22 protein-coding genes are annotated in these 23,282 nt (G+C 63.8%); 8 read left to right on the forward strand and 14 right to left on the reverse strand.

All coding sequences use genetic code 11. The features are described from left to right. Positions 1–24 precede the first annotated feature (24 nt). A complete protein-coding gene (locus AC1Q6C_RS17465; RefSeq protein WP_042923249.1) occupies positions 25–870 on the reverse strand; it encodes a thioesterase family protein in 846 nt (281 codons plus the stop codon). Continuing rightward, positions 867–1,505, reverse strand: coding sequence for a MerR family transcriptional regulator (locus AC1Q6C_RS17470; RefSeq protein ID WP_058038152.1), 639 nt, complete (start codon positions 1,503–1,505; stop codon positions 867–869). Before AC1Q6C_RS17470 ends, AC1Q6C_RS17465 begins: the two co-directional genes overlap by 4 nt. 150 nt (positions 1,506–1,655) lie before the next feature. On the opposite strand from AC1Q6C_RS17470, the gene AC1Q6C_RS17475 reads away from it, so the two are divergent. From AC1Q6C_RS17475 to AC1Q6C_RS17490, 4 genes are all read left to right on the forward strand, one after another. Beyond that, a complete protein-coding gene (locus AC1Q6C_RS17475) occupies positions 1,656–2,279 on the forward strand; it encodes a TetR/AcrR family transcriptional regulator (RefSeq protein ID WP_058227476.1) in 624 nt (207 codons plus the stop codon). 155 nt (positions 2,280–2,434) lie between these two features. Next, the gene (locus tag AC1Q6C_RS17480) at positions 2,435–3,901 is read left to right on the forward strand and encodes a wax ester/triacylglycerol synthase domain-containing protein (RefSeq protein ID WP_492666716.1); all 1,467 of its coding nucleotides are present in this window, start codon (positions 2,435–2,437) and stop codon (positions 3,899–3,901) included. Positions 3,902–3,904: 3 nt separating this feature from the next. After that, on the forward strand, positions 3,905–6,241 hold the full coding sequence (locus tag AC1Q6C_RS17485) for a glycerol-3-phosphate 1-O-acyltransferase (RefSeq protein WP_007735324.1): 2,337 nt from the start codon (positions 3,905–3,907) through the stop codon (positions 6,239–6,241). After that, positions 6,238–7,671, forward strand: coding sequence for an HAD-IB family hydrolase (locus tag AC1Q6C_RS17490; protein WP_003941905.1), 1,434 nt, complete (start codon positions 6,238–6,240; stop codon positions 7,669–7,671). The genes AC1Q6C_RS17485 and AC1Q6C_RS17490 overlap by 4 nt, the downstream gene beginning before the upstream one ends. On the opposite strand, the gene AC1Q6C_RS17495 is transcribed toward AC1Q6C_RS17490, so the two are convergent. From AC1Q6C_RS17495 to AC1Q6C_RS17505, 3 genes are read right to left on the reverse strand one after another with little or no spacing between them, the layout of a single operon-like run. Further along, complete coding sequence (locus tag AC1Q6C_RS17495) at positions 7,651–8,535, reverse strand: sugar phosphate isomerase/epimerase family protein (protein ID WP_042923251.1); 885 nt, start codon at positions 8,533–8,535, stop codon at positions 7,651–7,653. The genes AC1Q6C_RS17490 and AC1Q6C_RS17495 overlap by 21 nt on opposite strands. A 7-nt stretch (positions 8,536–8,542) precedes the next feature. Next, positions 8,543–9,661, reverse strand: coding sequence for an Rv0497 family membrane protein (locus tag AC1Q6C_RS17500; RefSeq protein ID WP_204856308.1), 1,119 nt, complete (start codon positions 9,659–9,661; stop codon positions 8,543–8,545). Then, positions 9,661–10,611, reverse strand: a complete 951-nt coding sequence (locus AC1Q6C_RS17505; protein ID WP_003941975.1) for a Ppx/GppA family phosphatase — start codon at positions 10,609–10,611, stop codon at positions 9,661–9,663. The genes AC1Q6C_RS17500 and AC1Q6C_RS17505 overlap by 1 nt, the downstream gene beginning before the upstream one ends. A 66-nt stretch (positions 10,612–10,677) precedes the next feature. Here AC1Q6C_RS17505 and AC1Q6C_RS17510 point away from each other — a divergent pair, with 66 nt between their 5' ends. Beyond that, positions 10,678–11,463 carry a DUF3109 family protein gene (locus AC1Q6C_RS17510; RefSeq protein ID WP_003941928.1) on the forward strand — a complete coding sequence of 262 codons (786 nt, stop codon included), beginning with the start codon at positions 10,678–10,680 and terminating at the stop codon, positions 11,461–11,463. 100 nt (positions 11,464–11,563) lie between these two features. Here AC1Q6C_RS17510 and AC1Q6C_RS17515 read toward each other — a convergent pair whose 3' ends face one another. From AC1Q6C_RS17515 to AC1Q6C_RS17550, 8 genes are all read right to left on the reverse strand, one after another. Then, positions 11,564–12,253, reverse strand: coding sequence for a winged helix-turn-helix domain-containing protein (locus tag AC1Q6C_RS17515; protein WP_492666717.1), 690 nt, complete (start codon positions 12,251–12,253; stop codon positions 11,564–11,566). Next, on the reverse strand, positions 12,250–13,485 hold the full coding sequence (locus AC1Q6C_RS17520) for a sensor histidine kinase (protein ID WP_003941938.1): 1,236 nt from the start codon (positions 13,483–13,485) through the stop codon (positions 12,250–12,252). Before AC1Q6C_RS17520 ends, AC1Q6C_RS17515 begins: the two co-directional genes overlap by 4 nt. A gap of 162 nt (positions 13,486–13,647) precedes the next feature. Further along, on the reverse strand, positions 13,648–14,403 hold the full coding sequence (locus AC1Q6C_RS17525; protein WP_003941992.1) for a phosphoglyceromutase: 756 nt from the start codon (positions 14,401–14,403) through the stop codon (positions 13,648–13,650). A 46-nt stretch (positions 14,404–14,449) separates the two neighbouring features. Continuing rightward, positions 14,450–16,051: an AMP-binding protein gene (locus AC1Q6C_RS17530; protein ID WP_230359629.1), complete on the reverse strand. Its 1,602-nt coding sequence runs from the start codon at positions 16,049–16,051 to the stop codon at positions 14,450–14,452. A gap of 139 nt (positions 16,052–16,190) precedes the next feature. Next, entirely contained in the window at positions 16,191–16,688 is a 498-nt protein-coding gene (locus AC1Q6C_RS17535; RefSeq protein WP_230359628.1) for a type III secretion system chaperone family protein, read from the reverse strand. Further along, complete coding sequence (gene mshA, locus AC1Q6C_RS17540; protein ID WP_003941843.1) at positions 16,685–18,013, reverse strand: D-inositol-3-phosphate glycosyltransferase; 1,329 nt, start codon at positions 18,011–18,013, stop codon at positions 16,685–16,687. Before mshA ends, AC1Q6C_RS17535 begins: the two co-directional genes overlap by 4 nt. A gap of 42 nt (positions 18,014–18,055) precedes the next feature. After that, positions 18,056–18,883 carry an alpha/beta fold hydrolase gene (locus tag AC1Q6C_RS17545; RefSeq protein WP_042452989.1) on the reverse strand — a complete coding sequence of 276 codons (828 nt, stop codon included), beginning with the start codon at positions 18,881–18,883 and terminating at the stop codon, positions 18,056–18,058. After that, positions 18,829–20,055, reverse strand: a complete 1,227-nt coding sequence (locus AC1Q6C_RS17550; RefSeq protein WP_003942019.1) for an MFS transporter — start codon at positions 20,053–20,055, stop codon at positions 18,829–18,831. The genes AC1Q6C_RS17545 and AC1Q6C_RS17550 overlap by 55 nt, the downstream gene beginning before the upstream one ends. A 111-nt stretch (positions 20,056–20,166) precedes the next feature. Here AC1Q6C_RS17550 and AC1Q6C_RS17555 point away from each other — a divergent pair, with 111 nt between their 5' ends. From AC1Q6C_RS17555 to AC1Q6C_RS17565, 3 genes are all read left to right on the forward strand, one after another. Further along, positions 20,167–20,940, forward strand: a complete 774-nt coding sequence (locus tag AC1Q6C_RS17555) for a PIG-L family deacetylase (protein WP_003942001.1) — start codon at positions 20,167–20,169, stop codon at positions 20,938–20,940. Positions 20,941–21,004: 64 nt separating this feature from the next. Further along, complete coding sequence (locus AC1Q6C_RS17560) at positions 21,005–21,397, forward strand: PaaI family thioesterase (RefSeq protein WP_042452984.1); 393 nt, start codon at positions 21,005–21,007, stop codon at positions 21,395–21,397. After that, positions 21,394–22,398, forward strand: coding sequence for a tocopherol cyclase family protein (locus AC1Q6C_RS17565; RefSeq protein WP_042452981.1), 1,005 nt, complete (start codon positions 21,394–21,396; stop codon positions 22,396–22,398). The genes AC1Q6C_RS17560 and AC1Q6C_RS17565 overlap by 4 nt, the downstream gene beginning before the upstream one ends. On the opposite strand, the gene AC1Q6C_RS17570 is transcribed toward AC1Q6C_RS17565, so the two are convergent. Continuing rightward, positions 22,364–23,233, reverse strand: a complete 870-nt coding sequence (locus AC1Q6C_RS17570) for a LysR family transcriptional regulator (RefSeq protein WP_065352117.1) — start codon at positions 23,231–23,233, stop codon at positions 22,364–22,366. The genes AC1Q6C_RS17565 and AC1Q6C_RS17570 overlap by 35 nt on opposite strands. Between the last annotated feature and the right edge of the window lie 49 nt (positions 23,234–23,282).

The following is a 23,282-nucleotide window of genomic DNA, read 5'->3' on the forward strand; positions in this document are numbered from 1 at the left end:
CTGCCACGACCGCAGCGATCGACCCTAGCGGGGCATCATCGCCAATTGACGACTCTGGACGACGACTGCGCCCGTCGAATCGAGAACAGCATGATCCTCTTCGAACCACGTGCTGCCCAGAACATCCGAGCTCGCCCGCACGCGAAGCCATCCCGGCGTCGGCAGTCGGCGCAGGTACGTCGTCAACTGCACGGTCGGCGCCCACCCGAACAGGCCGCGGTTCATCGTCACCGGCGCGCTGATGTCACCCGCCATGATCGCGAACAGCACGGCGGTGTCGAGGTCGTTTTCGTCCTCGGGTCGAGGACGGACCCACATCCTGACCTCGGCCTCGCCTTGGCTGCCGGTCAGGAAGTGCGCCGAGGTGGTGTCGATTCGCATGTCGCAACCCTGACCGACATGCACGACCTGCGCCATCGGGTGATCGCCGATGACTGCCACCGCACTCTCCGGCGGTTCCGGTGACATGTCGTCGATCGACGAGGCCGTGACGAAGGTGGGGTCGCCGTCATCGGGGAATCCGAGCGTGACCGCCGCGCGAACAGCGCTGCGGCCCGCCTGGCTCAACTCGACGTCGAACAACGCGACCTGGCGTCCCTGCTTTCGGACGATCACCTCCAGTTCGACTTCACCCGGATCTGGGGCCGACAGATAGTTGGCGCTCACCGCGAGTGGCTGCATCTTCAGAAGCGAGTCGTTCTCACCTGCGCCGTCTCGCAGACATCGACGCGCGGCAGCGGCGCACACAGCCATCATGGAACCGCCGTGCACTTTCGGCCCGATGGTCCAGATCGAATCGATCGTTGCGGTGTATCGCCCGTCGCCGAGCGAGGTGAGGCGATTGAGATCTTGAAAGGGACTGGTGCTCATCGATTTTCCTGTTCGGTGCTTTCTCGGTGTTGCGGGAAATGTCGTGCGGCCAAGTCTTGGTGCGCCAGGCGTCGCAAAGCTGTCAGGACGGGTTCGTACATGGCGGTTCCGAGGACCGCATAGCGAATGCCGTCCTCGGTCGAACTGGTAGGCATCAGCTCGATTTCCACTTCGGCAATCCCTCGGATGTGGTCGCCGTAGGCGCGCAGGCGCTCGTCCGAGAGACTCAGTCCTGCATCCTCGAGGCCGATCAGTGCCCGCTCGAGGTGCGCGACCGCCACGTACCTCGGCTCGAAGACCTGACCGAGAAACTCCAGAACCTTGCGAGCTCTGGGGAACTCTGGATCCGGTTCAGGTTCGACGTACGGGGGTAGTTGCGCGATTGCGCGGCCGAAAGTCTCGAATTCGGATCGCTCGTCACTGTCCACCAGTTCGAGCACCGCGCGAATCCGTGGAATCGCGAGTCCCGCCCCGGCCAGGGCCCTGATCAACGCGAGTCGCCGGACGTGCTGTTCGCCGTACCTCGCTCCCGTTGCGCTGGTCGGCTCACCAGGCATCAGCAGACCTTCACGGAGGTAGTACTTGATAGTGGCCAGTGCAACGCCGGACTGTGCGGCCAGTTCGGAAACCTTCACCGCTCCTCCGTCCAACTCGCTCGACCCATTACTGGATAGTGATGCTATCCAATGATGGCCGAGCATCGGTAAGGAGGACACGCCTTGCGCTAGGGTTGAACCTTCTTTGCGCACATCACCAGAAATTTCCGAACGGAGCGAACAGGCGGAATGACGGATTTGCAGTCGGAGGCTCAGCCCGACGAACAGTGGCGCATCGTGGAACCACTGACGCTGACTCCCCTGCTCACCGCCGCACTCGAGGTGTTCCACGAACTCGGTTACCACGGAGCGTCGGTTCGTGACATCGCAAAACGTGCCGGTGTCACCGTGCCGACGCTGTATTACCACCACGGCAACAAACAGGGCATCCTCGTCGCGCTGATGGAACCGGGCATCGAGAACGTCACCGCACGCGCGAGCGCTGCGGTCGACGCTGCCGGACCGTCGCCGACGGCACAGTTCGGCAATCTCGTCGAGGCGTGTGTTCTGCACATGACCAGTCGCTCCGACATAGCCTTCCTCGATTCCGAACTGCGGTACCTCGAGGACGCGGAACGAAAGAGCTACGCCGCCAAGCGAAAGAAGCTCGAGAACCTACTCGTCGACGTACTGACGGCAGGCGTCGAGAGCGGTGAGTTCACGGTCCCGGACATCACCGGAACGGGCCGTGCACTACTGGGAATGTGTCAGTCCGTCGTCCTCTGGTATCGAATCGACGGACCGCAGACTCCGCGCGAAGTCAGTGTTCTCTACCGCGAGATAGCCCTGAAAGCCGTCGGCGTCACTTCTTGAGCACTGAACTTCCCGGCATGTCCGATTAGCCCTTAACTGACGAACGTCACACCTGTCGGCTGACACCGAAACCGGGACGCGCCCACGGTCGCGGGTCCACACTTAGAAGCAGAGATGCGCGGGGTGGATCCGCAGACCGAGGGAGTTCTTGACGTATGGCCAACAGCAATCCATTTGTTCCTCCTAGCGCGGTCGACGTCGACCTTTCCTCGGTCGCCTGGGGGGCGAACCGCACGATGTCCGACTTCGAGACTGGAATGTGGCGGATGGAAGAGGCGCAGCCGCAACTGCGCTCACCGATCGTTGCGGTAGAGGTACTCGATCGTGCCCCGGACTGGGATCGACTTCTCGACGCAGTCGAGTGGGCATCGCACGTGGTTCCGCGTATTCGTATGCGAGCAGTGGAACCGGCAATGCAGCTGGGCAATCCGGTGTGGTCCGTCGATCCCGAGTTCGACATCGGCTACCACCTACGACGCGTCCGCTTACCTGCACCGGCGGACTTCGATCACGCACTGCGCATGTGTCGTCACCTTGCGACGGAACCTTTCGACAAGGCTCGACCGCCGTGGAGCGCGCTGCTCATCGAAGGTCTCGACGACGGTCGCGCCGTGTTCGTGGTCAAGACTCACCACTCCATCACCGACGGCATGGGCGGCATCCAGATGATGACGCTCCTGCACAGCAGACGCCCGGACCCCACTCCGAACAAGCCCGACCGCACACCGCCTGCTCCTGAGCATCTGTCATCGGTGGGCGCCTTCGGCGAGGAGGTCGTCAGCGAGATCCGGCGTGCGCCCTCGCGTATCGCCAAGCTGGTCCGCGGTGCCACCAATGTTGCGACCACGGCGATCTCGAGTCCGATCACGACAGCTTCCGAGGTCCTCGGTTACGCCAATTCACTCCGCAAGATCGTCACTCCCCCAGCTCGTTCCGGTTCCCCTCTGCTCCACGATCGTGGTCTCGGACGGTGGTTCGGAACTCTCGAAGTAAGTGTTCCCGAGCTCAAGGCCGGAGCAAAAGCTGCCGGCGGCTCACTCAACGACGCGTACGTCGCTGCCTTGCTCGGCGGCTTCCATCGCTACCACGAAGCCTTCGGACAGTCCGTCGACAGCATTCCGATGGGTATGCCGATCAGCATGCGTACGGGCGCAGACGCCAACGGCGGCAACCGGTTTGCAGCCGTTCGCTTCAACGGCCCGGTCTCCGAAACGGATCCGGCCAAACGCATCAGGCAGGTGCGAGAGATCGTTCTGAGTCTGCGTGAGGAACCGGCGTTGGACGCTATCGACGTCGCCGCCCCGATCCTCGCTCGCCTGCCGAACTATCTACTCGCGAACTGGTATCTGTCCCAGTCGACAGGACTGGACCTGCAGGCGAGCAACGTCGCCGGCGTACCGGTACCGGTCTATCTCGCCGGAGCGAAGATCGAGCGGATGTTCCCGTTCGGCCCGGCGCCCGGTTGCGCGGCAATGGCGACACTGGTCTCCCACGTCGGGGTGTGCTGTATCGGAATCAATCTCGACACCGCTGCGATCACAAAACCCGCGCTGCTGATGCAGTGCTTGCAGGAGAGCCTGGACGAGATCGTCGCTCTCGGAGTCACAACGGAAGGTGCGTGAGTCATGAGCGAGAACACGACCAACCCGCGCGTGTACCTCACCGAAACCATGACAGAGGCCGAAGCCGGCGTGCTGCGAAAGTGGCTTGCCGACAAGGCAAGCTCATCCGAAACTCGGCCGGTCACCGTCAACATCACCGACAAGACCCTGGCAGAACTGGCGGCACGGACCGACGACCCGATGCTCGCACCGCTTCGCGTGGTGTGGATTCCGGACACCCACACCAAGCACAACGTCGCGGTGCGACTACGTGATGCGCTGGCACCACGCGATCCTCTCCACCCCGGACGCGGTGCACAACGCAGAACCCTGCGCACCGACCCCTCACGGTGCCAGGTCATCGAAGGTGAACCCGCACCACTGAGCGATCTCGAGCGTCGCCTCGAAAAGAGCGGTGGCGGTTCGCTACCGGAGTTCATCCGACGGCAGGCCGCTCTGGCACTCGAACGCGCCGAATTGGGCCTTCTGGGTGGCCAGTACAAGGTGTCACGGTTCGTCGTCGACGAGATCACCGACACCCGCCGATTCGCCACCGAGGTCATGGCTTTGGCCGACCGGTTGAACATCGCCGTCGCCGAAGTCGATCGCCGCGCACGTGAAGCTCTCGAAGAAATGGTTGCCACCCAGAGTCGCCAAGCCATCGCGGTGTGGGATCGCCTGGGCCGCTACTTCGCTCGCGCCTACAAGCTGGACGTGGACACGAGCCGCTTCGAGGAACTCCGTGAGCTGAACAAGGAACACTCACTGGTCTTCCTCCCGAGTCACCGTTCGTACCTCGATCCCCTCGTCCTGCGTCCGGCGTTGATCGCGAACGGCTTGCCGCTCAATCACGTCATGGGCGGCCTCAACATCAGCTTCTGGCCCATGGGCTCGATCCTCAAGCGCAGCGGCACCGTCTTCATTCGTCGAAGCATCGGCAACGACGAGGTCTACAAGTGGTCGATGCACGAGTACATGCGCTACCTGCTCACCAAACGCTTCAATCTGGAGTGGTACATCGAAGGTGGACGCGGGCGTACCGGGAAACTACGCCCACCGCGCTTCGGTCTCCTGACCTACCTGACCAAGGCCTTTCAGGTCAGCGGCGCATCCGACGTGTACCTCGTCCCCGTCGCGCTGAGCTACGACCAGCTCTACGAGGTCGGGGCAATGGCTGCCGAGGCACTCGGCGCCGAGAAGACACCGGAAGGCCTGCGCTGGATGGTGGGTTACGTACGCGCCCAGGGAAAACGCAACGGCGTCGCGCACGTGACCATCGGCCGGCCGCTCTCACTCGCGGACGCACTCAGCCAGGAAACCGATCAGCGCCTCGCCATTCAGAAGGCCGGCATCGAGGTGTGTCACCGCATCAACGAGGTCACCCCGGTGACCGTGTCTTCACTGGCTATGTTGGCGTTCCTCGGAATCGAAGACCGGGCGTTGACAGTTCGTGAACTCACCGCGATTCTCACGCCGCTGTTCGGCTACATCACCGCGCGAAATCTTCCGATCGCCGGAGACGTCGAACTGTCCGATCCGCGTGTCATCGAGAAGGCATTGCAGACACACGTCGATTCCGGGGTGCTCGAGCGCTTCGATCGGGGCGGCGAGCAGGTCTTCTACCTCGGCAAGGACCAGCATCTTGTCGCTGCCTTCTACCGCAACAACACGATTCACTTTCTTGTCGTGCGTGCCATCACCGAACTCGTACTTCAGGCAGCCGTCGAAGAGCGGTTCGAGGACCCCATCGGGGACGGGTGGGCAGAGGCCAAGCGCATCCGAGATTTGTTGAAATTCGAGTTCTTCTTCAGTGACCGGGACACGTTCGAGCAGGAGATGCGGACCGAGCTGACGCTGATCGACCCCGAGTGGGAAACCGTCATGGCCGACGACAAACGAACCGAGCACATGATCGAGACGGTTCGCCCGTACCTCGCGCACCGCGTGCTCCAACCGTTCCTCGAGGCGTACCAGGTTGTCGCCGATCAGCTTGTGCTCGCGCCGATTTCGACATCGTTCGACGAAAAGTCGTTCATCAGCAACTGCATCGACGTCGCACATCAGCGTCGACTGCGGCAGCAGATCGCCAGCAACGAATCCGTCTCCGGCGAATTATTCGCCACCGCACTGAATTTGGCGCGCAACCGTAACTTGATCGAAGTCGACGACGACGGAGTCCGGGCCAGGCGCCTGGCATTCGCTGCCGAGATCAAGGTTCAGGTCGAGCGCCTGCGTCACCTTCGCGCACTCGCGCATGCACGACTCGATCAGGTGGCGATGCCGGTACCGGACGCCGCCGCGGTAGTGACCATTCCAGAAGCAAACCGAGCGCCCGCCGCGAACGAGGAAGTAGGACTGTGACCGGACTCGAGCGTCTGCACTCCGCCATCGAAGCCGCCCCGCCCGGGCCCGGAACGATCGCCGCCTTCGACCTCGACGGCACCTTGATCAGCGGGTACTCGGCCAGCGTTGTGTACCGAGACCGCCTGCGACGCTTGGATATCAGCGTCGGCGAACTCTTGCGCACCACCGGTGCCGCGATCGACACCCAATTCCGCGGTGCTGACGTCGGAGCACTCATGGACATCGGCGTTCGAGCCTTGGGCGGCCGTACCGTCGAGGAACTGAACGACTGGGGCCGACGGCTGTTCAAGCAGGAAATCGCCGCGATGATCTACCCGGAAGCCCGCGGGCTACTGGCAGCACACCGGCGAGCCGGCCACACGATCGTGATGGCTACGTCGGCGACTCCGTTCCAGGCCAAGTACGTCGCCGAAGATCTCGACATCGAAGACGTGCTGTGCACCGAACCCGAAGTCGTCGACGGCATGCTCACCGGCGAACTGTCTTCGCCCGCACTGTGGGGGCCGGCCAAGGCCAATGCCCTTGCAGGCTATGCCGAGAAGATGGGCGCCGATCTGAAGAACGCGTTTGCGTACTCCAACGGTGTCGAAGACGTCTTCATGCTCGAGGCCGTCGGGCGACCTGTCGCGTTGAATCCCGATCGTGGTCTGGCCAAGATCGCGTTGCGCAATCACTGGCCTTCGGTCAGCCTGCGTAAACCGCAACGAGGCGCAACACCGATCTCCACGATCCGAACGGCGACGGCCATGGGCGCGCTTGCTGCCACCGCCGCCCTCGGTGCGTCGGCAGGCATTGTCACCGGGAACCGTCAACTGGGTGCGAACCTGGTCGGCACGTACGGCCCCGACATCTCGCTCTCACTGCTGGGCATCGACGTCGAGATCGACGGCGAGCACAACGTGTGGGATCACCGCCCGGCGGTGTTCATGTTCAACCATCAGAGTTCCCTGGACATGTTGGTCCTGGGCACCGTGATCAAGCGTGACGTGACCGGCGTCGCGAAGAAGGAAGCGGCAAGCGATCCGCGGTTCATGCCCGTCGGTGCACTGCTCGACGTCGCCTACATCGACCGCACCGACACCACGAAGGCGAAGGCTGCACTGCAACCGGCAGTCGACAAGCTGAAGAATGGTGTCTCGATAGTCATAGCTCCGGAGGGCACCCGTTCTCCGACGCCACGTCTGGGCCCCTTCAAGAAGGGTGGATTCCACTTGGCGATCCAAGCCGGTGTGCCGATCGTGCCCGTGGTGATTCACAACGCGGGTGAACGGATGTGGCGCAATTCGCTTGTCGCCCATCCAGGCCCGGTCTATGTCTCGGTGCTCGATCCCATCTCGACCGAAGGCTGGGAGACCAAAGACCTCGACGCACACGTCGAGAAGGTGCGCGCGCAGTTCGAAGCTGCGCTACTTGCCGGCCACCGCTGAGCGTGCCAGGTGCTCGCGTGCAAACGCGAGCGCCTGCGCCAGCATCGACGACCGCTCCCGCCGGGTGCGCGCGTTCTGCGTGTTGATCTCGATGACTGCCTGGCCGCTGAATTCGCTCGCAGCCAATTGCTGACACAACTCCGCGCACGGCTGTGAGCCATGCCCCGGAATCAGGTGCTCGTCCATCGACGCCCCGCGACCGTCGGCCAGGTGCAGGTGCTCGAGCCCCTTGCCCATACGGGAGGCCAACTCCAGGGCATCCATGCCCGCCGTCGCGGTGTGCGACAGGTCGAGTGTGTAGTGAGCGTGATCGGAATCGGTCGGGTCGTACGACGGACTGAACGCGGACAACGCTGCCCCTGGACCGCCACGTTTACGCAGACGCTCCGCGGACTTGTCCTTGCCGCCGAAGAAGCTGTCGGCGCGCATGGGGAACATGTTCTCCACCGCCACAACGACGCTGCTCTTCGATTCGAGTTCGACAACCTGTTCCGCGAAGCCTTCGGCGTACTTGCGCTGCCACCGGAACGGCGGGTGGACGACCACCGTCGTCGCTCCCAAGGTTTCGGCGGTGCGCACCGAACGCTCGAGCTTCTCGACCGGATCGGAACCCCACACGCGCTGCGAAATCAGCAGACACGGCGCATGCACCGCCTGCACCGGAATGGCGTACTTGCGAACGAGGGCGGCAACAGCACCGATGTCCTGACTCACGGATTCGGCCCACACCATCAGTTCGACACCGTCGTATCCGAGATCAGCGGCGTAGCGAAATGCTGCTTCCGTGTTCTCCGGATATACCGAAGCCGTCGACAGGCCGACGGCTATCGGCCGACGAACCATGCGCTGCGATCCCCCGATCATCGTCCGATCAACCCGAGGTCAACAAGAACGCCAGTGGACCGAGCGTCACGATCATGCCGACGACCACCGCGATCACGAAACTCGTGATGTCGTCCGTCTTCCGCAGAACCCGCACGACAGCAACCAGGCCGACGATCACGATCAGCGCGAGCACCAACGCCACCCACGGCAGCATGTCCCACAGCTTCTCGAAGCCCTTGAACATCGCGCCGCCGACGATCAGTGCAACAACCACCTGACCGGCAAGCACTGCCCATTCACGGATCGAGTTACGCTCGCCTGTCTCTTCCGCTGCCGATTCGGCTTCGACATCGGACTCCGCGACGGCACTGGACTTTTTTGCACCGTCATCGACTGCCGGTGCCTTGACCAGATCGACAACAGCGGTGGATTCGGCCTCGCCGACATCCGCGTCTGCGATCTTGTCGATCAGTTCGGTGCTCTCTTCCGGCGCGGCCGGAGCGGGAGCGGTCTGTGCAGGTGCCTTGGCGACGGGAGTGGGGACACGCGGCGGCAGGATCGGCGGACGCAACGACGGCGACTGCGTTGCGGCGCGCTCCTGACGCATCAGGTCGCCCGCCAGGGTCTGACCCGACAGCAGGGCTGGTTCCTGCGTTACCTGCGTCGGTGACGAGGAGTTGAGCGGTGCCCGGCTCACCCACTGCCCGGGCGAGGACTTCGAGGTCTGTCCCGGCGAAGGTGTGGAAGTCGGCTTCGGAGTGGTGACCGGCGGCGCAGCAACCGGCTTCGACTCGCCCTTGGGTGCCTGCGGCTCGTCATCGTCATCGTCGTCGTCGAACGAGACGGCGAAGGCTGCGGTGCGATCGGCGGGAACCTTCGGTGCCGGTTCGACTGACTTGGCGGTTTCCGCGACAGCCTCGGCCGGCGCTGAAGGTGCAGAGTTTTCCGGCGCAGCGGCTTCGGGCTGGGCTGCTGGTTCGTCGGACTCGGGCTCGGCGGCCGCGCGCGATCCCGACTGGCGAACGATCGGGATCTCACCCGTCAGTTCGGCGACGGAGATGCCACCGGCTACGCCGCGCCGGCGTCGTCCACCTCGGGATTCGACGCTCTGACCGTTCCGCTTGAGCAGTTCCGCTACGGAAATCTGCTGACTGTCCTCGGTCATCAAGCACTCACCACCAATTCACCGCCCATTTCTGTGTCGAGCTTTCGCAGAATCAGACCCTCACGCAGTGCCCAGGGACAAATTTCCAGTTCGTCCACTCCGAGCGCCCGCATGGTTGCCTCTGCGATGAGCGCGCCGGCCACAATCTGCTGTGACCGATCCGAGCTCACTCCTTCCAATTCTGCACGGTCCGCCGCCGTCATCCTGGATATGAAGGCTATGAGTTGCCTGAGTCCGCTGGAAGTCAGGGTCCGTTTTGCCCGGGGGCCTGCGGCAGAAGGGGCCGCGCCGGTGAGCCGAGCCAACGATCGGAAGGTCTTCGAAGTCCCGACCGTGCGGTCCCAGTCGCCGGCGGCGCGCAGTTCCTTGGCTGGTCCGACCAACTCCGCGTCCAGCCAGTCGCGCAACACAGCGACCCGGCGCTTGCCCGGCGGATCGGCCTGTAGCCAGTCGCGCGTCAACCGTCCGGCACCGAGTTGCAGTGAGAAGGCGACGTCCGGATCCTCGTCACCACCTGCTGTGAGTTCGAGCGAGCCGCCGCCGATGTCCAGGTTCAGGATGCGTCCGGCGCTCCAGCCGTACCAGCGGCGCACGGCCAGAAAGGTCAAGCGGGCTTCGTCGACCCCGGACAGAACCTCGAGGTTGACTCCGGTCTCGGCGCGGACGCGGGCGAGTACGGCTTCGGAATTGTTGGCGTCACGGACCGCGGAAGTGGCAAAAGCCATCATTTCCTCGCACCCGGACGTCTTGGCGATACCGGCGAATTCGGAAACCGTCGACACCAACCGATCGGCTCCTGACGTGGTGATATCGCCGCGGTCGTCAGTGTTTTCTGCCAGCCTCAACGTGGACTTGGTCGAGCTCATAGGTGTTGGGTGGCCGCCCCGATGGGCGTCCACAACCAATAGATGGACGGTATTGCTTCCGACGTCGAGTACCCCTAGTCGCACATCGCCACGTTACTGGGTCTACGGTCGGCCCTTGTGACAGCAGGTAACCCAGACCGGTCCCACAAGATGACTCCGAGCCCCGAGGTCGATCTCGATTTCCCGCGCGAATGGGTCGAATTTGTCGATCCGGATAACTCCGAACACCTCATTTCCGCTGATATGACGTGGTTGCTCTCGCATTGGACCTGCGTGTTCGGCACGCCGGCGTGTCAGGGCATCATCGGAGACCGCCCGGACGACGGTTGCTGCTCGCACGGCGCTTTCCTCTCCGATCAGGAAGATCAGGACAAGCTCGATGCGTCAGTGAAAATGCTCACAGCCGAAGACTGGCAGTTCATGGAAAAGGGTCTCGGCAAGAAGGGCTACGTCGAAGAAGACGACCTCGAGGACGAGCCCGCGCTGCGCACCCGCCGCTACAAAGGAGCGTGCATCTTCCTCAACCGGCCGGGTTTTGCCGGAGGCGAGGGCTGCGCTCTGCATTCCATGGCGCTCAAGAAAGGCATCGAGCCGCTCGAGGTGAAACCGGACGTGTGCTGGCAGCTACCGATCCGCCGCACCCAGGACTGGGTCGACCGGCCGGACGGCGTCCAGATCCTCAAGACCACGATCACCGAGTACGACCGCCGCGGCTGGGGTGAGGGCGGCGACGACCTCGCCTGGTACTGCTCCGGCTCCCCCGACGCTCATGTCGGGGAGCGGCAGGTCTGGCAGTCCTACGGGCCCGAGTTGACGGAACTTCTCGGAAAGCGCGCGTACGACGAGCTGGCTCGCCTCTGCAGGCGTCGCGCGGGCCTCGGCCTCATCGCAGTCCATCCGGCGACCACGATCGCTCAGAACAAAGCTCAGGGCTGACTCCGCCTGAACAAAAAGAATTCAGCCGCTCACACGATCGTGTGAGCGGCTGAATTCTTCTCGACATTTCTTCTCGACATTTCTTCTCGACGAGGTTCGATCACGCTTCGAGCTTGTAACCCAATCCACGGACCGTGACCAGATGTTCCGGCTTGGCCGGATCCGATTCGATCTTCGAACGCAACCGCTTCACGTGTACGTCAAGGGTTTTGGTGTCACCGACGTAGTCGGCGCCCCAGACGCGGTCGATCAACTGTCCGCGGGTCAGCACCCGACCGGAGTTGCGGAGCAGGTACTCGAGGAGATCGAACTCCTTGAGCGGCAACGTCACCGGGTTACCCGCGACCTGCACGACGTGGCGCTCGACGTCCATCCGTACCGGTCCGGCCTCGAGCACCCCGTTGTCGGAGGCGAGGTCCGCCTCGTTCTCCACCCCGCGGCGCAGCACCGCACGGATGCGAGCGATCAGCTCACGCGCCGAATACGGTTTGGTCACATAGTCGTCCGCACCGAGTTCCAGTCCGACGACCTTGTCGACCTCACTGTCACGCGCCGTCACCATGATGACGGGGACGCCGGAGCGCGACCGCAGCGCCTTGCAGACGTCCGTGCCACTCATGCCGGGCAGCATGAGGTCGAGCAGGACGATGTCCGCTCCGGAGCGATCGAATTCCGCCAACGCCGACGGTCCGTCGTTGACGATGGTGGTCTCGAAGCCTTCCTTGCGGAGCAGGAACGCCAGCGGGTCCGCCAAGGACTCCTCGTCCTCCACGATCAGCACACTCGTCATCGTTTGGCCTCCATGCCGTTTTCTCTACTGCCTTGTTCTCGTCTGCCGATCCGCGTGGAACCGGCGGTTCCCGCGTCGTCAGAGTCGATGTCGTCGTCCGACTCCACGTGTGCCGGTATCTGCAACGTGAAGGTAGACCCTGTACCCGGTTTGCTCCACAGTTCGATGGAGCCGTTGTGATTGGCCGCGACGTGTTTGACGATCGCCAGCCCCAGACCGGTTCCACCGGTCTGCCGTGACCGCGCCTTGTCCACGCGGAAGAATCTCTCGAACACTCGCTCCTGGTCCGCTTTCGCGATGCCTTCTCCTCGGTCGGTGACTGCGATCGCGACATTGTCGCCGCGTACCGACCGACTGACGGAAACCGGAGAACCCTTGGGCGAGTACGCAATAGCGTTCTCGATGAGGTTGGACAATGCCGTGACGAGGAGAGTCTGATCCCCGAGTACTTCCAGCCCACTCGGATGGTCGGTGGTGACCGTGATCCCGGCGGCCTCGGCCGACAGATTCGACCTCGACAGTGCTTCGGACACCACGGTGTCGACGTCGACCACGTCGAGATCCGGCAGCTTCTCGGCACCTTGCAGACGCGAGAGTGCGATCAACTCGGTGACCATCTTGCCCAGACGAATCGACTCACCGAGCACCCGTTCGCCGAAGTGGCGCACCGATTCCGGGTCGTCAGCGGACTCGAGCAGTGCCTCGGCAAGCAAACTCATCGCACCGACCGGCGTCTTGAGTTCGTGGCTGACGTTCGCGACGAAATCGCGTCGGGTCGCCTCCATGCGGACCTGCTCGGAATCGTCGTCGGCGAACAGGACCACGAAGTTGCGATCGTCCTTGCTGAGCAACCGGGCCGTGCCACGTACCGCGATCTTGTCGCGGCCCCGCTGAGCGGTCTGCGCCGTCAGATCGACCTCGACAGGTTGACCCGTCCGCAGAACTTCCTGAGCAGCCCGCCAAGCTCGCTCGTCGACCAGACGATTCTTGACGAGACCGAGTTCCTCGGCGCGAGGATTGAAGAGCACGACGTCGTGAAAACCGTCGACGACGGCGATACCGCTTTCCGAAGCCAACACGATGAGGTCGAGAACCTGGGACATCGTGAGCCCGGTCTGTTCGTCCGAGCGCTGACTCTGGCGCGACGACAGCCTGGGTACCAGCACCCCGCCGACGAGGTAGCCGACCAAGCCGGCGACCACGACCAGCAGCACTGCAATCACGACACTCACGGCGCAATCGTACGTTCGCGCGAAGAGTCGGTTACGGCGGGTTCGGACGTTCCCACCCGTGTAATCCGCCAGGTGGACGGCGTTGGTTCGTCGTTCATCTGCTGTTGGCCGAGGCCCCCCGAAATCACTGTTCGGGGGGCCTCGACGCACATCATCGGGTTGCTACTTTCCGCCCTGATTCGCCACCGCGGCGGCGCCGGCAGCTGCGGCCTCCGGATCCAGGTAGGTGCCGCCGGGATTGAGCGGCTTCAGGTTCTCGTCGAGGTCGTAACGCAGCGGGATTCCGGTCGGGATGTTCAGGCCCGCGATGTCCTCGTCCGAGATGCCGTCGAGGTGCTTGACCAACGCACGCAGCGAGTTGCCGTGCGCGGTGACCAGCACGTTCCGACCGGCGAGCAGCTCCTGGGAGATGGTGTCCTCCCAGTACGGGATCAGACGCTTGACGACGTCGAGCAGGCACTCGGTCAAGGGAACCTCGTCGAGGTTCGCGTACCGGGGATCGGTGTCCTGGCTGTACTCGCTGCCGGCTTCGATGGCGGGCGGCGGGGTGTCGTAGCTACGACGCCAGAGCATGAACTGCTCGTTTCCGTACTCCTCCTTGGTCTGCGCCTTGTTCTTGCCCTGCAGAGCGCCGTAGTGACGCTCGTTGAGGCGCCAGTCGCGGACCACGGGGATCCAGTGGCGATCGGCGGCATCGAGCGCGAGGTTTGCGGTGCTGATCGCGCGGCGCAGCAGAGACGTGTAGAGAACGTCGGGCAACAGGTTGTGCTCGGCGAGCAGTTCGCCGGCGCGCTTGCCCTCGGCCATGCCCTTGTCTGTCAGGTGTACGTCCACCCAGCCGGTGAACAGATTGAGTGCATTCCATTCGCTCTCGCCGTGGCGGAGCAGGACCAGGGTTCCGATACTCATGGCGTTCATCCTGGCACGAGTACCGGAACCCTTCTTGATCAACCCTGTCCGGAAATCAGCTCGGGGCTACTTCCGCAGTTCGCAGATCCTTGCGGAGGATCTTTCCGGCCGCGGATTTCGGCACGGTGCTGATGAACGAAACCTGGCGAACCTTCTTGTGCGGCGAGACGCGCTCGGCGACGAACGAGATCACGTCGTCTTCGGTCAACTCGGCGCCGTCCTGGAGCACGACGAATGCCTTCGGAACCTCTTCGCCCTCGGCGTCGAGCACGCCGATCACTGCGGCGTCGGCGATCTGCGGGTGGGTCAGCAGCAAGGCCTCGAGTTCCGCCGGGGGAACCTGGTAGCCCTTGTACTTGATCAGTTCCTTGAGGCGGTCGACGATCTTGACGACGCCGTCGCCGTCGACGGTCGCGATGTCACCGGTGTGCAGGTAACCGTCGTCGTCGAGGGTGTCCTTGGTGGCCTGGTCGTTGCCGAGGTAGCCGAGCATGATGTTCGGGCCCTTGCACCACAGTTCGCCGGGCTCGCTGACGCCGTCCGAGCCGAGAGCCGGGTACGCGACCTCTTCGCCCGTTCCGGGGTCGACGAGCTTGCATTCCATGTTGGCGATGGTCGGACCGCACGTGTCGAGGGCGATGTCGTCACGATCGAAAGGGATCGCGTGCGAGACCGGGCTCATCTCGGACATGCCGTAGCCCTGGCGGACGTGGCAGTTCAACCGGTCGGCGACGGCCTTGCCGAGCGCCGCGTCGAGCGGGGCCGCACCGGAGAAGATGGTGTGCACGCTCGAGAGGTCGTACTGATCGACGAGCGGGTGCTTGGCCAGCGCGACGGCAACGGGCGGTGCGACGAAGATGTACGTCGACTTCTGCTCGGCGACGATCCGCAGAAACTCGACGAGATCGAACTTCGGCATCGTGATGAGGCTCGCGCGGCGATAGAGCGCAGCGTTGAGCAGGACAGTCATGCCGTAGATGTGGAAGAACGGCAGGACCGCGAGAATCTTGTCGTCGGTCTCGATGCCCATCCGCGGAATGATCTGGCAGACGTTGGCCACGAGGTTCCGATGGGTGAGCATGACCCCCTTGGGTCGGCCGGTGGTACCCGAGGAGTACGGCAGCACCGCGAGCTGGGTGGCCGGATCGAAGGAGACCTCGGGCGCCGCTGCGCCCTCGCCGAGCAGATCACGCAGCGAGAGGTGGCCTTCGGCCCCGTCGAGCACGAAGACGTTCTCAGCCGGGATACCGACCAGGTCAGCAGCGGCCTTTGCCTGCGGCAGGAGCGGCGAGACGGTGAAGAGGAACTTGGCCTTGGAATCGGTGAGCTGCTTGGCGATGTCCTCGGCGGTGTAGAGCGCGTTGATCGTGGTCGCGACGCCACCGGCACGAAGGATGCCGTGGAAGACGGAACCGAAGGCCGGGACGTTGGGCGAATGCAGCCCGACCACGTCGCCGACGCTGAGTCCGCGCGCTGCGAGAGCGCCTGCAACGCCGTTGATCTGTGCGATCAGCGAAGCGTATGTGGTGACTGCGCCCGAACTGCCCTCGACGAATGCCGTCTTGTCGAGGTCTGCGGGGTCGGTGTTTCCGAACAGGAAGTCGTAGACGCTGAGGTTGGGGATTTCAACGTCGGGGAACGGACTCTTGAAGCTCACTGTGCTCCTCGAAAAGTTGCGCGGCGGGGTGGTGTGACCAACTTACTGTGACTCACGGGAACAGTATTATTCCGTGACGACAGTCACAAGTAAAGGTCACTTTACGTGACACATCCGCGATGTGTCTCACCCCGCTCGATCAGCTCTGCGCGGGCTCCTCCTCGATGAGGTGCTTGAACGGTTCGAGATTCGCCAGCGACTCGCCTCGCGACACCCGCCACGCCCACTCACGCTTGATGGACGAGGAGAAGCCGAGTTCGAGGATGACGTTGAAATCGCCGTCGGCGGCTTCGAGAACCTGACCGAGCACTCGGTCGAGTTCATCGCCGGTCACCGCATGCCCCGCGATCTTGCCGACGAGGTAGATGTCCCCGACCTTGTCGAGTGTGTACGCCACCCCGTACAGACGACGGTTGCGCTTGAGCAGGAACTTGTAGACGCCTTCGAAGTTCTCGTCCACCTTGCGGCACACGAAGGCCTCGACCCGCACACCGTGATTGCCGACGGTGAGCAGTGTCGACGTCTTGAGTTTGTGTTCACCGGGAAGTTCGACGATGAAATGCGCGTCGTCTTTTCTGGTGAAGTCGAGTTCGCGCTCGGTGAGAGCCTGCTCGATGGTGTCCGAAATGCTGCTCATGTACGCACTCCCCCGGTCCGGCGCAGACGCCACAGACCCCGCGCACGGCGGGGCGAGAAGTCGCTGGGACCGGTTCCGTTGTTGTAGTTGACTGCGGCTTTGCGATAGCTCTCGAGCAAACCGTCCGCGGTGTGTTCCCACGAGAAATTCTCGGCGTGACGCGGTGCCTGCGCGGCGAGTTCGGCCAAGCGCGTCGGTGCTGTCACCAAGGATTCGAGGGCGCCGGCCCAGTCTTCGGTGCGGTGTCCTTGAACCAGCAGGCCTGTCTCCCCGTTGCGTACGGCTACTCCCAGTCCGCCGACGTCGGCGGCGATCACGGGAGTTCCGCAGGCTTGAGCTTCGATGGCGACCAATCCGAAGGACTCCGAATAGCTCGGCACCGCAACCAGATCCGAGGCACGGTAGACATCGGCGAGACGCTCAGGAGCCTGCGGCGGCAAGAACGTCACCTGCGCGGTGATGCCGAGTGAGCGTGCAAGTTCGATCAGCACGTCCGGCCGCGCGAGGCCAGTTCCGGACGGCCCGCCGACGACGAGGATGCGCAACGGCAACTCGGGGCGACGGCTGATCACTTCGGCGGCAGCACGCAGCAGAACGTCGGGTGCTTTCAGAGGTTGGATGCGGCCGACGAAAGTCACGACGACCTCGCCCGGGTCCAACCCCAACGACGCGCGGGCGGAATCGCGATCGCCCGGTCGGTAGCGGGTGAGATCGGCGCCGGGAGCCACGACGTCGATACGCGTGGGGTCTGCGCCGTACAACTCGTGCAGCGCCTTGGCTTCGTCGGTGGTGTTGGCGACCAGGCGATCGGACTCGGCGACTACTTGCTGCTCGCCGATCTGACGTGCTGCCGGCTCCGGGGTGTCTCCCTCGGCAAGCGAAAGATTCTTCACCGCCGCCAGGGTGTGGGCGGTGTGTACGAGGGGCACGCCCCAGCGGTCGCGGGCCAGCCAGCCGACCTGACCGGACAACCAGTAGTGCGAGTGAATCAGGCTGTAGTACCCGGGCTCGTGGCGCGCTTCCTCCCGCAGAACTCCTGCGACGAAGGCACACAGTTGAGTCGGCAGATCCGCCTTGTCCAGCCCTTCGAAGGGACCAGCAGCAATGTTCCGAACCCGCACTCCGGGAGCGGCGTCCACCACGGGTGCGTCGGCCGAGGACGTCGCGCGGGTGAATATCTCCACCTCGACGCCACGTTTGGCGAGCTGAATGGCGGATTGCAGAACGTAGACGTTCATCCCACCCGCGTCACCGGTGCCGGGTTGCGCCAATGGCGAGGTGTGGACCGAGAGAACGGCCACCCGGCGAGGGCGCGAAATGTGCATGGGCGTCACGACTCCATACTGCCCCCTCACCGGGCGCGAACTCTAACCGAGGCTCGAGATGAACGTTCGCACTTCGGACACGAATCGTGTCGGATCCTCCACGAACGGGCCGTGATTGCAGCCTTCCCAGTACGACGCCTGGGACTTGGGAATCAGTTCCTCGGCGTGCTTACCTGCGCTCACGTCGACGACGGAGTCGTCGGTTCCGTGCAGAACGAGAACGGGGATATCCAGGTTGCGAAGCAACTCGTCGTGACCGACAGCACGGTTGAACAGTGCTGCGCGCACCCGCGGACGCGTCGAGAGGCTGTACCCGAACAAGGCCTGCGAGGCTGCACCCTTGCCCTCGGGTGGGCCGGTGAGAGCATTGCCGAAGGCGCCGAGTGCACGGATCGCCTCGCGGGGATCTTCGGACATCGCGCCGGGAACTGCGCTACGCATCGCGGAGCCGACCTTGCCACCTTTTTCGCCGCGCCCGATGCTGGTGATCGCCCCGACCAGAACCGCACCCGCCACCGCGCCGGTGCCGTGCGCTGCCAGGTAATCGCAGATCACCAGACCGCCGTACGACCAGCCGAGCAGGATCGCGTTCTCGGTGACGCCTTCGGCCGCAAGAACAGCCGCGACGTCGCCGGCCCAGTTCGCGGAATCGTCGTATCCGGATTCGGGCGCATCGGAGTAACCGTGGCCGCGCAGATCGACGGCGATCAGCCGATAGTCCGCGGCCAGGTCCGCGAGGACCTGCTCGCCCCAGCACTGCGAGGACTGAGCCCAGCCGTGCAGCAACACCAGCGGGGTCCCCGCCGAATTTCCGGTTACTCGATAGACGATGGACGTGCCGTCGACGCTGACGGCTTCACGAATAGACATGCCGTCACGATAGAGGCTGCGACTGCGGCGCCGACGGCGAGCATGTAGGCCGACGGGACGCCGTAGCGATCGATCAGCTGTCCGGCCAGCGCAGACCCGAGCGCCACGCCGACGCCGAGGCCGGTAACCGTCAGGGTCATTCCCTCGGTGAGCTTTTCCGGTGGGACGATCTGTTCGACCAGGGCTGTCGCGATGATGAGCGTCGGTGCGATGGTCGCGCCCGCCAGCACGTAGGCACCCGCAAGTGCGGCCACGTTTCCGACCAACAGAAGCGGGACGCTGAGAACGGCGACCGCCGAGGACGCGATCATCAACTGCCCGCGCAGCGATCGCGCCGGGTGCATCGACCCGAAGATCAGTCCCGCGATTCCCGAACCGCCGGCGAACAGCGCGAGGACCAGCGTCGCCGACCCCGGCGAATTCTGTTCCTTGGTGAACGCGATGGCGCCGACGTCGATGACGCCGAAGATCGTTCCGAGCATCACCATGATCACGATGACGATCCACATCACGTGGTTACCGAGAACCGATCGTCCGCGGCCGGGTCGACGCGGATGCACCTTCGGTTCGGTTCCGCGCTGTATGACCAGCAGCAGGGTTCCGGTGACCAGCAGGATCAACCCTGCCAGTGGTCCAGCCTCGGGGAAGAGCCCGATGCTCAGACCTACCGATATGACCGGGCCCGCCACGAAGCAGAGCTCGTCCACCACCGATTCGAAGGCGAAGGCGGTGCGCAGCTGAGGTTTTCCGACATAGATCGCCACCCACCTGGCGCGAATCATCGCGCCGATCGTCGGAGTGGCGCCGCCGGGGACGACCAGAACGAACAGCAGCCAGTCGGGAGCTTCCATCCGGACTGCGAGCAGGAGCGCCCCGATCGCGGTGACGCTCACGGCTGCGGCAATCGGCAGGACCGCTCGCTGTCCGAAGCGGTCGACCGCACGCGAGACCGCGGGCGCGATGATCGCCGACGAGAGCGCAAAAACCGCGGCGAGCGCGCCGGCGAGCGCGTAGTCACCACGAAGTTGCGAGATCATCGTCACGATTCCGATACCGATCATGGCGATCGGCAGCCTTGCGACAAATCCGGCGGCCGAGAAGGCGACCGATCCGGGGGCGGCAAAGATCTCGCGGTAGGCGCTCAGCAGGCCTTTGTTGGTGGATTCGCTCATGTCAGCTTCTCGTGCACTGAACAAGGTTCACAGAGCCGAGGCCGACTCGACAAATCGTTTTCACTGTGCGCTCGGGTTGACCTGTCGGTAACTTGCCTTACGATTGCGCGAATGAGTGTCCTGGTGTGTTTCCACGCCCATCCCGATGACGAAGTTTTCACTACGGGCGGCGTGATGAGAATGGCCGCCGACGCAGGTCACCGCGTCGTAGTCGTCACCGCTACCGACGGTGCTCTCGGTGAATTCCCCGACGGACTGTTGGACGAATACGAGACGTTGGCTCAGCGCCGCAGCCGTGAGCTCGAGGCGTCCACCGACGCGTTGGGTGCCAGTCGCGTCGTGTCCCTGCACTACCCGGATTCGGGGATGGTGGGTACGCCCGAGAACGAGAATCCGGAAGCGTTCTGCAACGTCGACGTCGAGAAGGCCGCCGAGCGTCTGGCCGAGGTTCTTCGTGAAGAGAACGCCGATGTCCTGACCATCTACGACCCCAACGGCGGATACGGCCACCCGGATCACATCCAGGTCCACCACGTCGGCGTTCGTGCTGCAGAACTCGCGGGCACGCCGTTCGTCTACGAGGCGTCCACCAACCGCGATCACATGAAGATGCTGATGCAGGCCAACCCCGAGTGGACCGAGGAGGCGCAGCCGCCGGACATCGAATCGTTCGGGCTTCCGGCTGACCAACTCACCACCGCGGTCGACGTCAGTTCGGTGATCTCGTCCAAGCGCGCGGCCATGTACGCGCACGCAACGCAGGTCGGCGATTTCGGCCCGTTCCTCGAAATGCCGACGGAGCAGCTCGCCGCGGCATTCGGCACCGAGTGGTTCCGTCGTCGCAACGCGCCGGAAGGGCTGTCGGAAACCGCCCTGCCCCTGTGAGTCACCGCCCTCGATAAACCGAAGTCCCGACGGAGGTTTCGGCGGCTCGTTAACATCGGTAGGCATGGACCTCGAACAACTTGTCGCGAGCATGCCTTTTGCAGTTCACACCGGAATTCAGTTGGACAGCGCGGCACCCGAACAGGTTGTCGGCCATCTGGATTGGGACAGCCACCGCACCACCGCCGGCAACGGAATGCACGGCGGCGCCTTGATGACGCTGGCAGACAGCGTCGGCGCCGTCTGTGCATTCCTCAATCTGCCGCCCGGCGCAAGTACGTCCACCACCAGTTCGTCGACCGTCTTCACTCGCGGCGTGCGCAAGGGCACGGTCACCGCAACTGCCCGTCCATTGCACGCGGGACGCAGCACCATCGCGGTCGTGACCGAGATTCGTGACGACGAGGGCCGCCTCGTCGCTCAGGTCACCGCATCACAGGCAGTATTGGGACCGTGAAGCGTCCCGCGTACCGCGCCTCGGGTGGCACCCTGCCGTACGGCAATCTGCTTGCCTCCCATGACGTTGCGATGGAGGGTTACTTCTGGCGATTCACGATGCCAGAGAGCGGGCGGGTGGTGATTGCGCTCGCCGGAATCAACAAGTCCGACGGCGGCAACTGGTCGACGCTCGGTCTCGCGGCACATCCAGGCGGATTCCTCCGTACTGCTGAGCACCCGAGCGGATCGGCCGATCCCCGCATCCTGGGGGCCTACGCCGACAACGCTTTCCGCGGCAATGCCGATCGACTGCAGGTCGATTTCGGCGACAGCCATCTCGACGTGCGGATCAGCAATCAGCGATTCTGGCCGCACCGCCGCTTCGGGGGGTCGAGTTACTTCCAATCAGTTCCCGCACTCAATCAATACTGGCATCCGTGGCTGCTCGGCGGCCGGGTCGAGGGAAGCGCCGTCATCGACGGACAGAGCTGGGATCTCACCGGGGCACAGGTGTACGGCGAGAAGAACTGGGGAAAGGGAGGATTCCCGGAATCCTGGTGGTGGGGACAGGCACAGGGGTTCACCGATCCTCGAGCCTGCGTGGCGTTTGCCGGCGGCCAGGTCAGCGCCGGACCTCTGCGCACCGAAGTCACCGCCGTCGTTGCCGCGCTACCGGACGGAACGGTATTGCGGCTGGGTAATCCGCTGACGTCACAGGTGGAGACGACGGTGTCCGACGATCGCTGGACTCTTCGCGGCTACAGCCGGAAGTGGAGCGTCGACATCGACGGGACCGCGCCCATCGCCGACGCACATATTCTTCCTGTTCCGATACCTGCCGAGCGTCGAAACGTGCCAGGAGCGCTCGAGCATCTCGGTGGAACCATGTCGGTCATCGTCCGCCGGCGCGGCACCATAGTCTGGAAGGACAGGTCACGGTTGGCCGCTCTCGAGCACGGCGGATTGGATCGGGCGCAGGCCGAACTCACTCGGCGGGAACAGCTCTCGCAAGATCGATGAGAGCAGAGGCCGCCGGATTCTTGCCGCCCGACGAACGCCAGACCAATTCCAGCCGAGATCGTGCTTCCGGTTCGAGATCGATCCGATGCAACTCCCCCACTGTCGACTCCGGAAGCACGGCCATTCCCAGCCCCTGCGCTGCCAATGAAACGATGATGCCGAGGTTGCTTGCCTCGAGCGCAACCGTCGGCTTGGTGCCGGCTGCGGCGCACGCGAAGTCCAGACACGTTCTGATGCCGGTTCCCTCCGGCAGACAGATGACCGATTGCGTCGCGAGTTCGGCAAACGGCAGAGACGACACCTCGGCCAGCGGATGATCCGCCGCCACTCCGGCCACCAGTCGTTCGTCGGTGATCACCCTCGATTCGAGCCCTTCCGGCAGCTTGCCCGCCACCCCGATGACGGCTATGTCGAAGGTTCCGTCCGACACTCCGGCAAGCAAACTGCGCGAATCGTCCTCGGCCAGCGAAATGTCCAGTCCGGGGTGTTTGTTGTGCAACCGACTGAGCAGATCTGTGAGGTCGGCGGAAGCGCAGGCGGTAACCATCCCGACCGAAACGGAACCCCGAACCAGTCCGTTCAAGGCATCGACAGCGTCGCGGGTGCTCTGAACGGAAGCGAGTGCAGCGTAGGCGTGCGGGAGGACAGCTCGCCCGGCGTCGGTCAGACAAACGGTTCGACCACTACGATCGAGCAATTCCTGCCCCAACTCACGTTCCAGCCGTTTGACCTGCGCACTCACACCCGGTTGGGCTACGTGAAGCCGCTCGGCGGCGCGAGTGAAGTTGGCTTCCTCCACTACCGTGACAAAATATTCGAGCTGCCGAAGTTCCATAACTGTTGATTCTAGCTGCGAGACAAACTAGATCTTGGACTTATCACCT

The organism is Rhodococcus sp. MT28 (assembly GCF_058792695.1).

Excerpts from the sequence above, each read along its gene's own strand:
- AC1Q6C_RS17465 (WP_042923249.1), bottom strand. The coding sequence starts at position 870 with ATGAGCACCAGTCCCTTTCAAGATCTCAATCGCCTCACCTCGCTCGGC.
- AC1Q6C_RS17475 (WP_058227476.1), top strand. The coding sequence starts at position 1,656 with ATGACGGATTTGCAGTCGGAGGCTCAGCCCGACGAACAGTGGCGCATC.
- AC1Q6C_RS17480 (WP_492666716.1), top strand. The coding sequence starts at position 2,435 with ATGGCCAACAGCAATCCATTTGTTCCTCCTAGCGCGGTCGACGTCGAC.
- AC1Q6C_RS17485 (WP_007735324.1), top strand. The coding sequence starts at position 3,905 with ATGAGCGAGAACACGACCAACCCGCGCGTGTACCTCACCGAAACCATG.
- AC1Q6C_RS17495 (WP_042923251.1), bottom strand. The coding sequence starts at position 8,535 with ATGATCGGGGGATCGCAGCGCATGGTTCGTCGGCCGATAGCCGTCGGC.
- AC1Q6C_RS17500 (WP_204856308.1), bottom strand. The coding sequence starts at position 9,661 with ATGACCGAGGACAGTCAGCAGATTTCCGTAGCGGAACTGCTCAAGCGG.
- AC1Q6C_RS17510 (WP_003941928.1), top strand. The coding sequence starts at position 10,678 with ATGACTCCGAGCCCCGAGGTCGATCTCGATTTCCCGCGCGAATGGGTC.
- AC1Q6C_RS17515 (WP_492666717.1), bottom strand. The coding sequence starts at position 12,253 with ATGACGAGTGTGCTGATCGTGGAGGACGAGGAGTCCTTGGCGGACCCG.
- AC1Q6C_RS17525 (WP_003941992.1), bottom strand. The coding sequence starts at position 14,403 with ATGAACGCCATGAGTATCGGAACCCTGGTCCTGCTCCGCCACGGCGAG.
- AC1Q6C_RS17535 (WP_230359628.1), bottom strand. The coding sequence starts at position 16,688 with ATGAGCAGCATTTCGGACACCATCGAGCAGGCTCTCACCGAGCGCGAA.
- mshA (WP_003941843.1), bottom strand. The coding sequence starts at position 18,013 with ATGCACATTTCGCGCCCTCGCCGGGTGGCCGTTCTCTCGGTCCACACC.
- AC1Q6C_RS17545 (WP_042452989.1), bottom strand. The coding sequence starts at position 18,883 with ATGTCTATTCGTGAAGCCGTCAGCGTCGACGGCACGTCCATCGTCTAT.
- AC1Q6C_RS17550 (WP_003942019.1), bottom strand. The coding sequence starts at position 20,055 with ATGAGCGAATCCACCAACAAAGGCCTGCTGAGCGCCTACCGCGAGATC.
- AC1Q6C_RS17555 (WP_003942001.1), top strand. The coding sequence starts at position 20,167 with ATGAGTGTCCTGGTGTGTTTCCACGCCCATCCCGATGACGAAGTTTTC.
- AC1Q6C_RS17560 (WP_042452984.1), top strand. The coding sequence starts at position 21,005 with ATGGACCTCGAACAACTTGTCGCGAGCATGCCTTTTGCAGTTCACACC.
- AC1Q6C_RS17570 (WP_065352117.1), bottom strand. The coding sequence starts at position 23,233 with ATGGAACTTCGGCAGCTCGAATATTTTGTCACGGTAGTGGAGGAAGCC.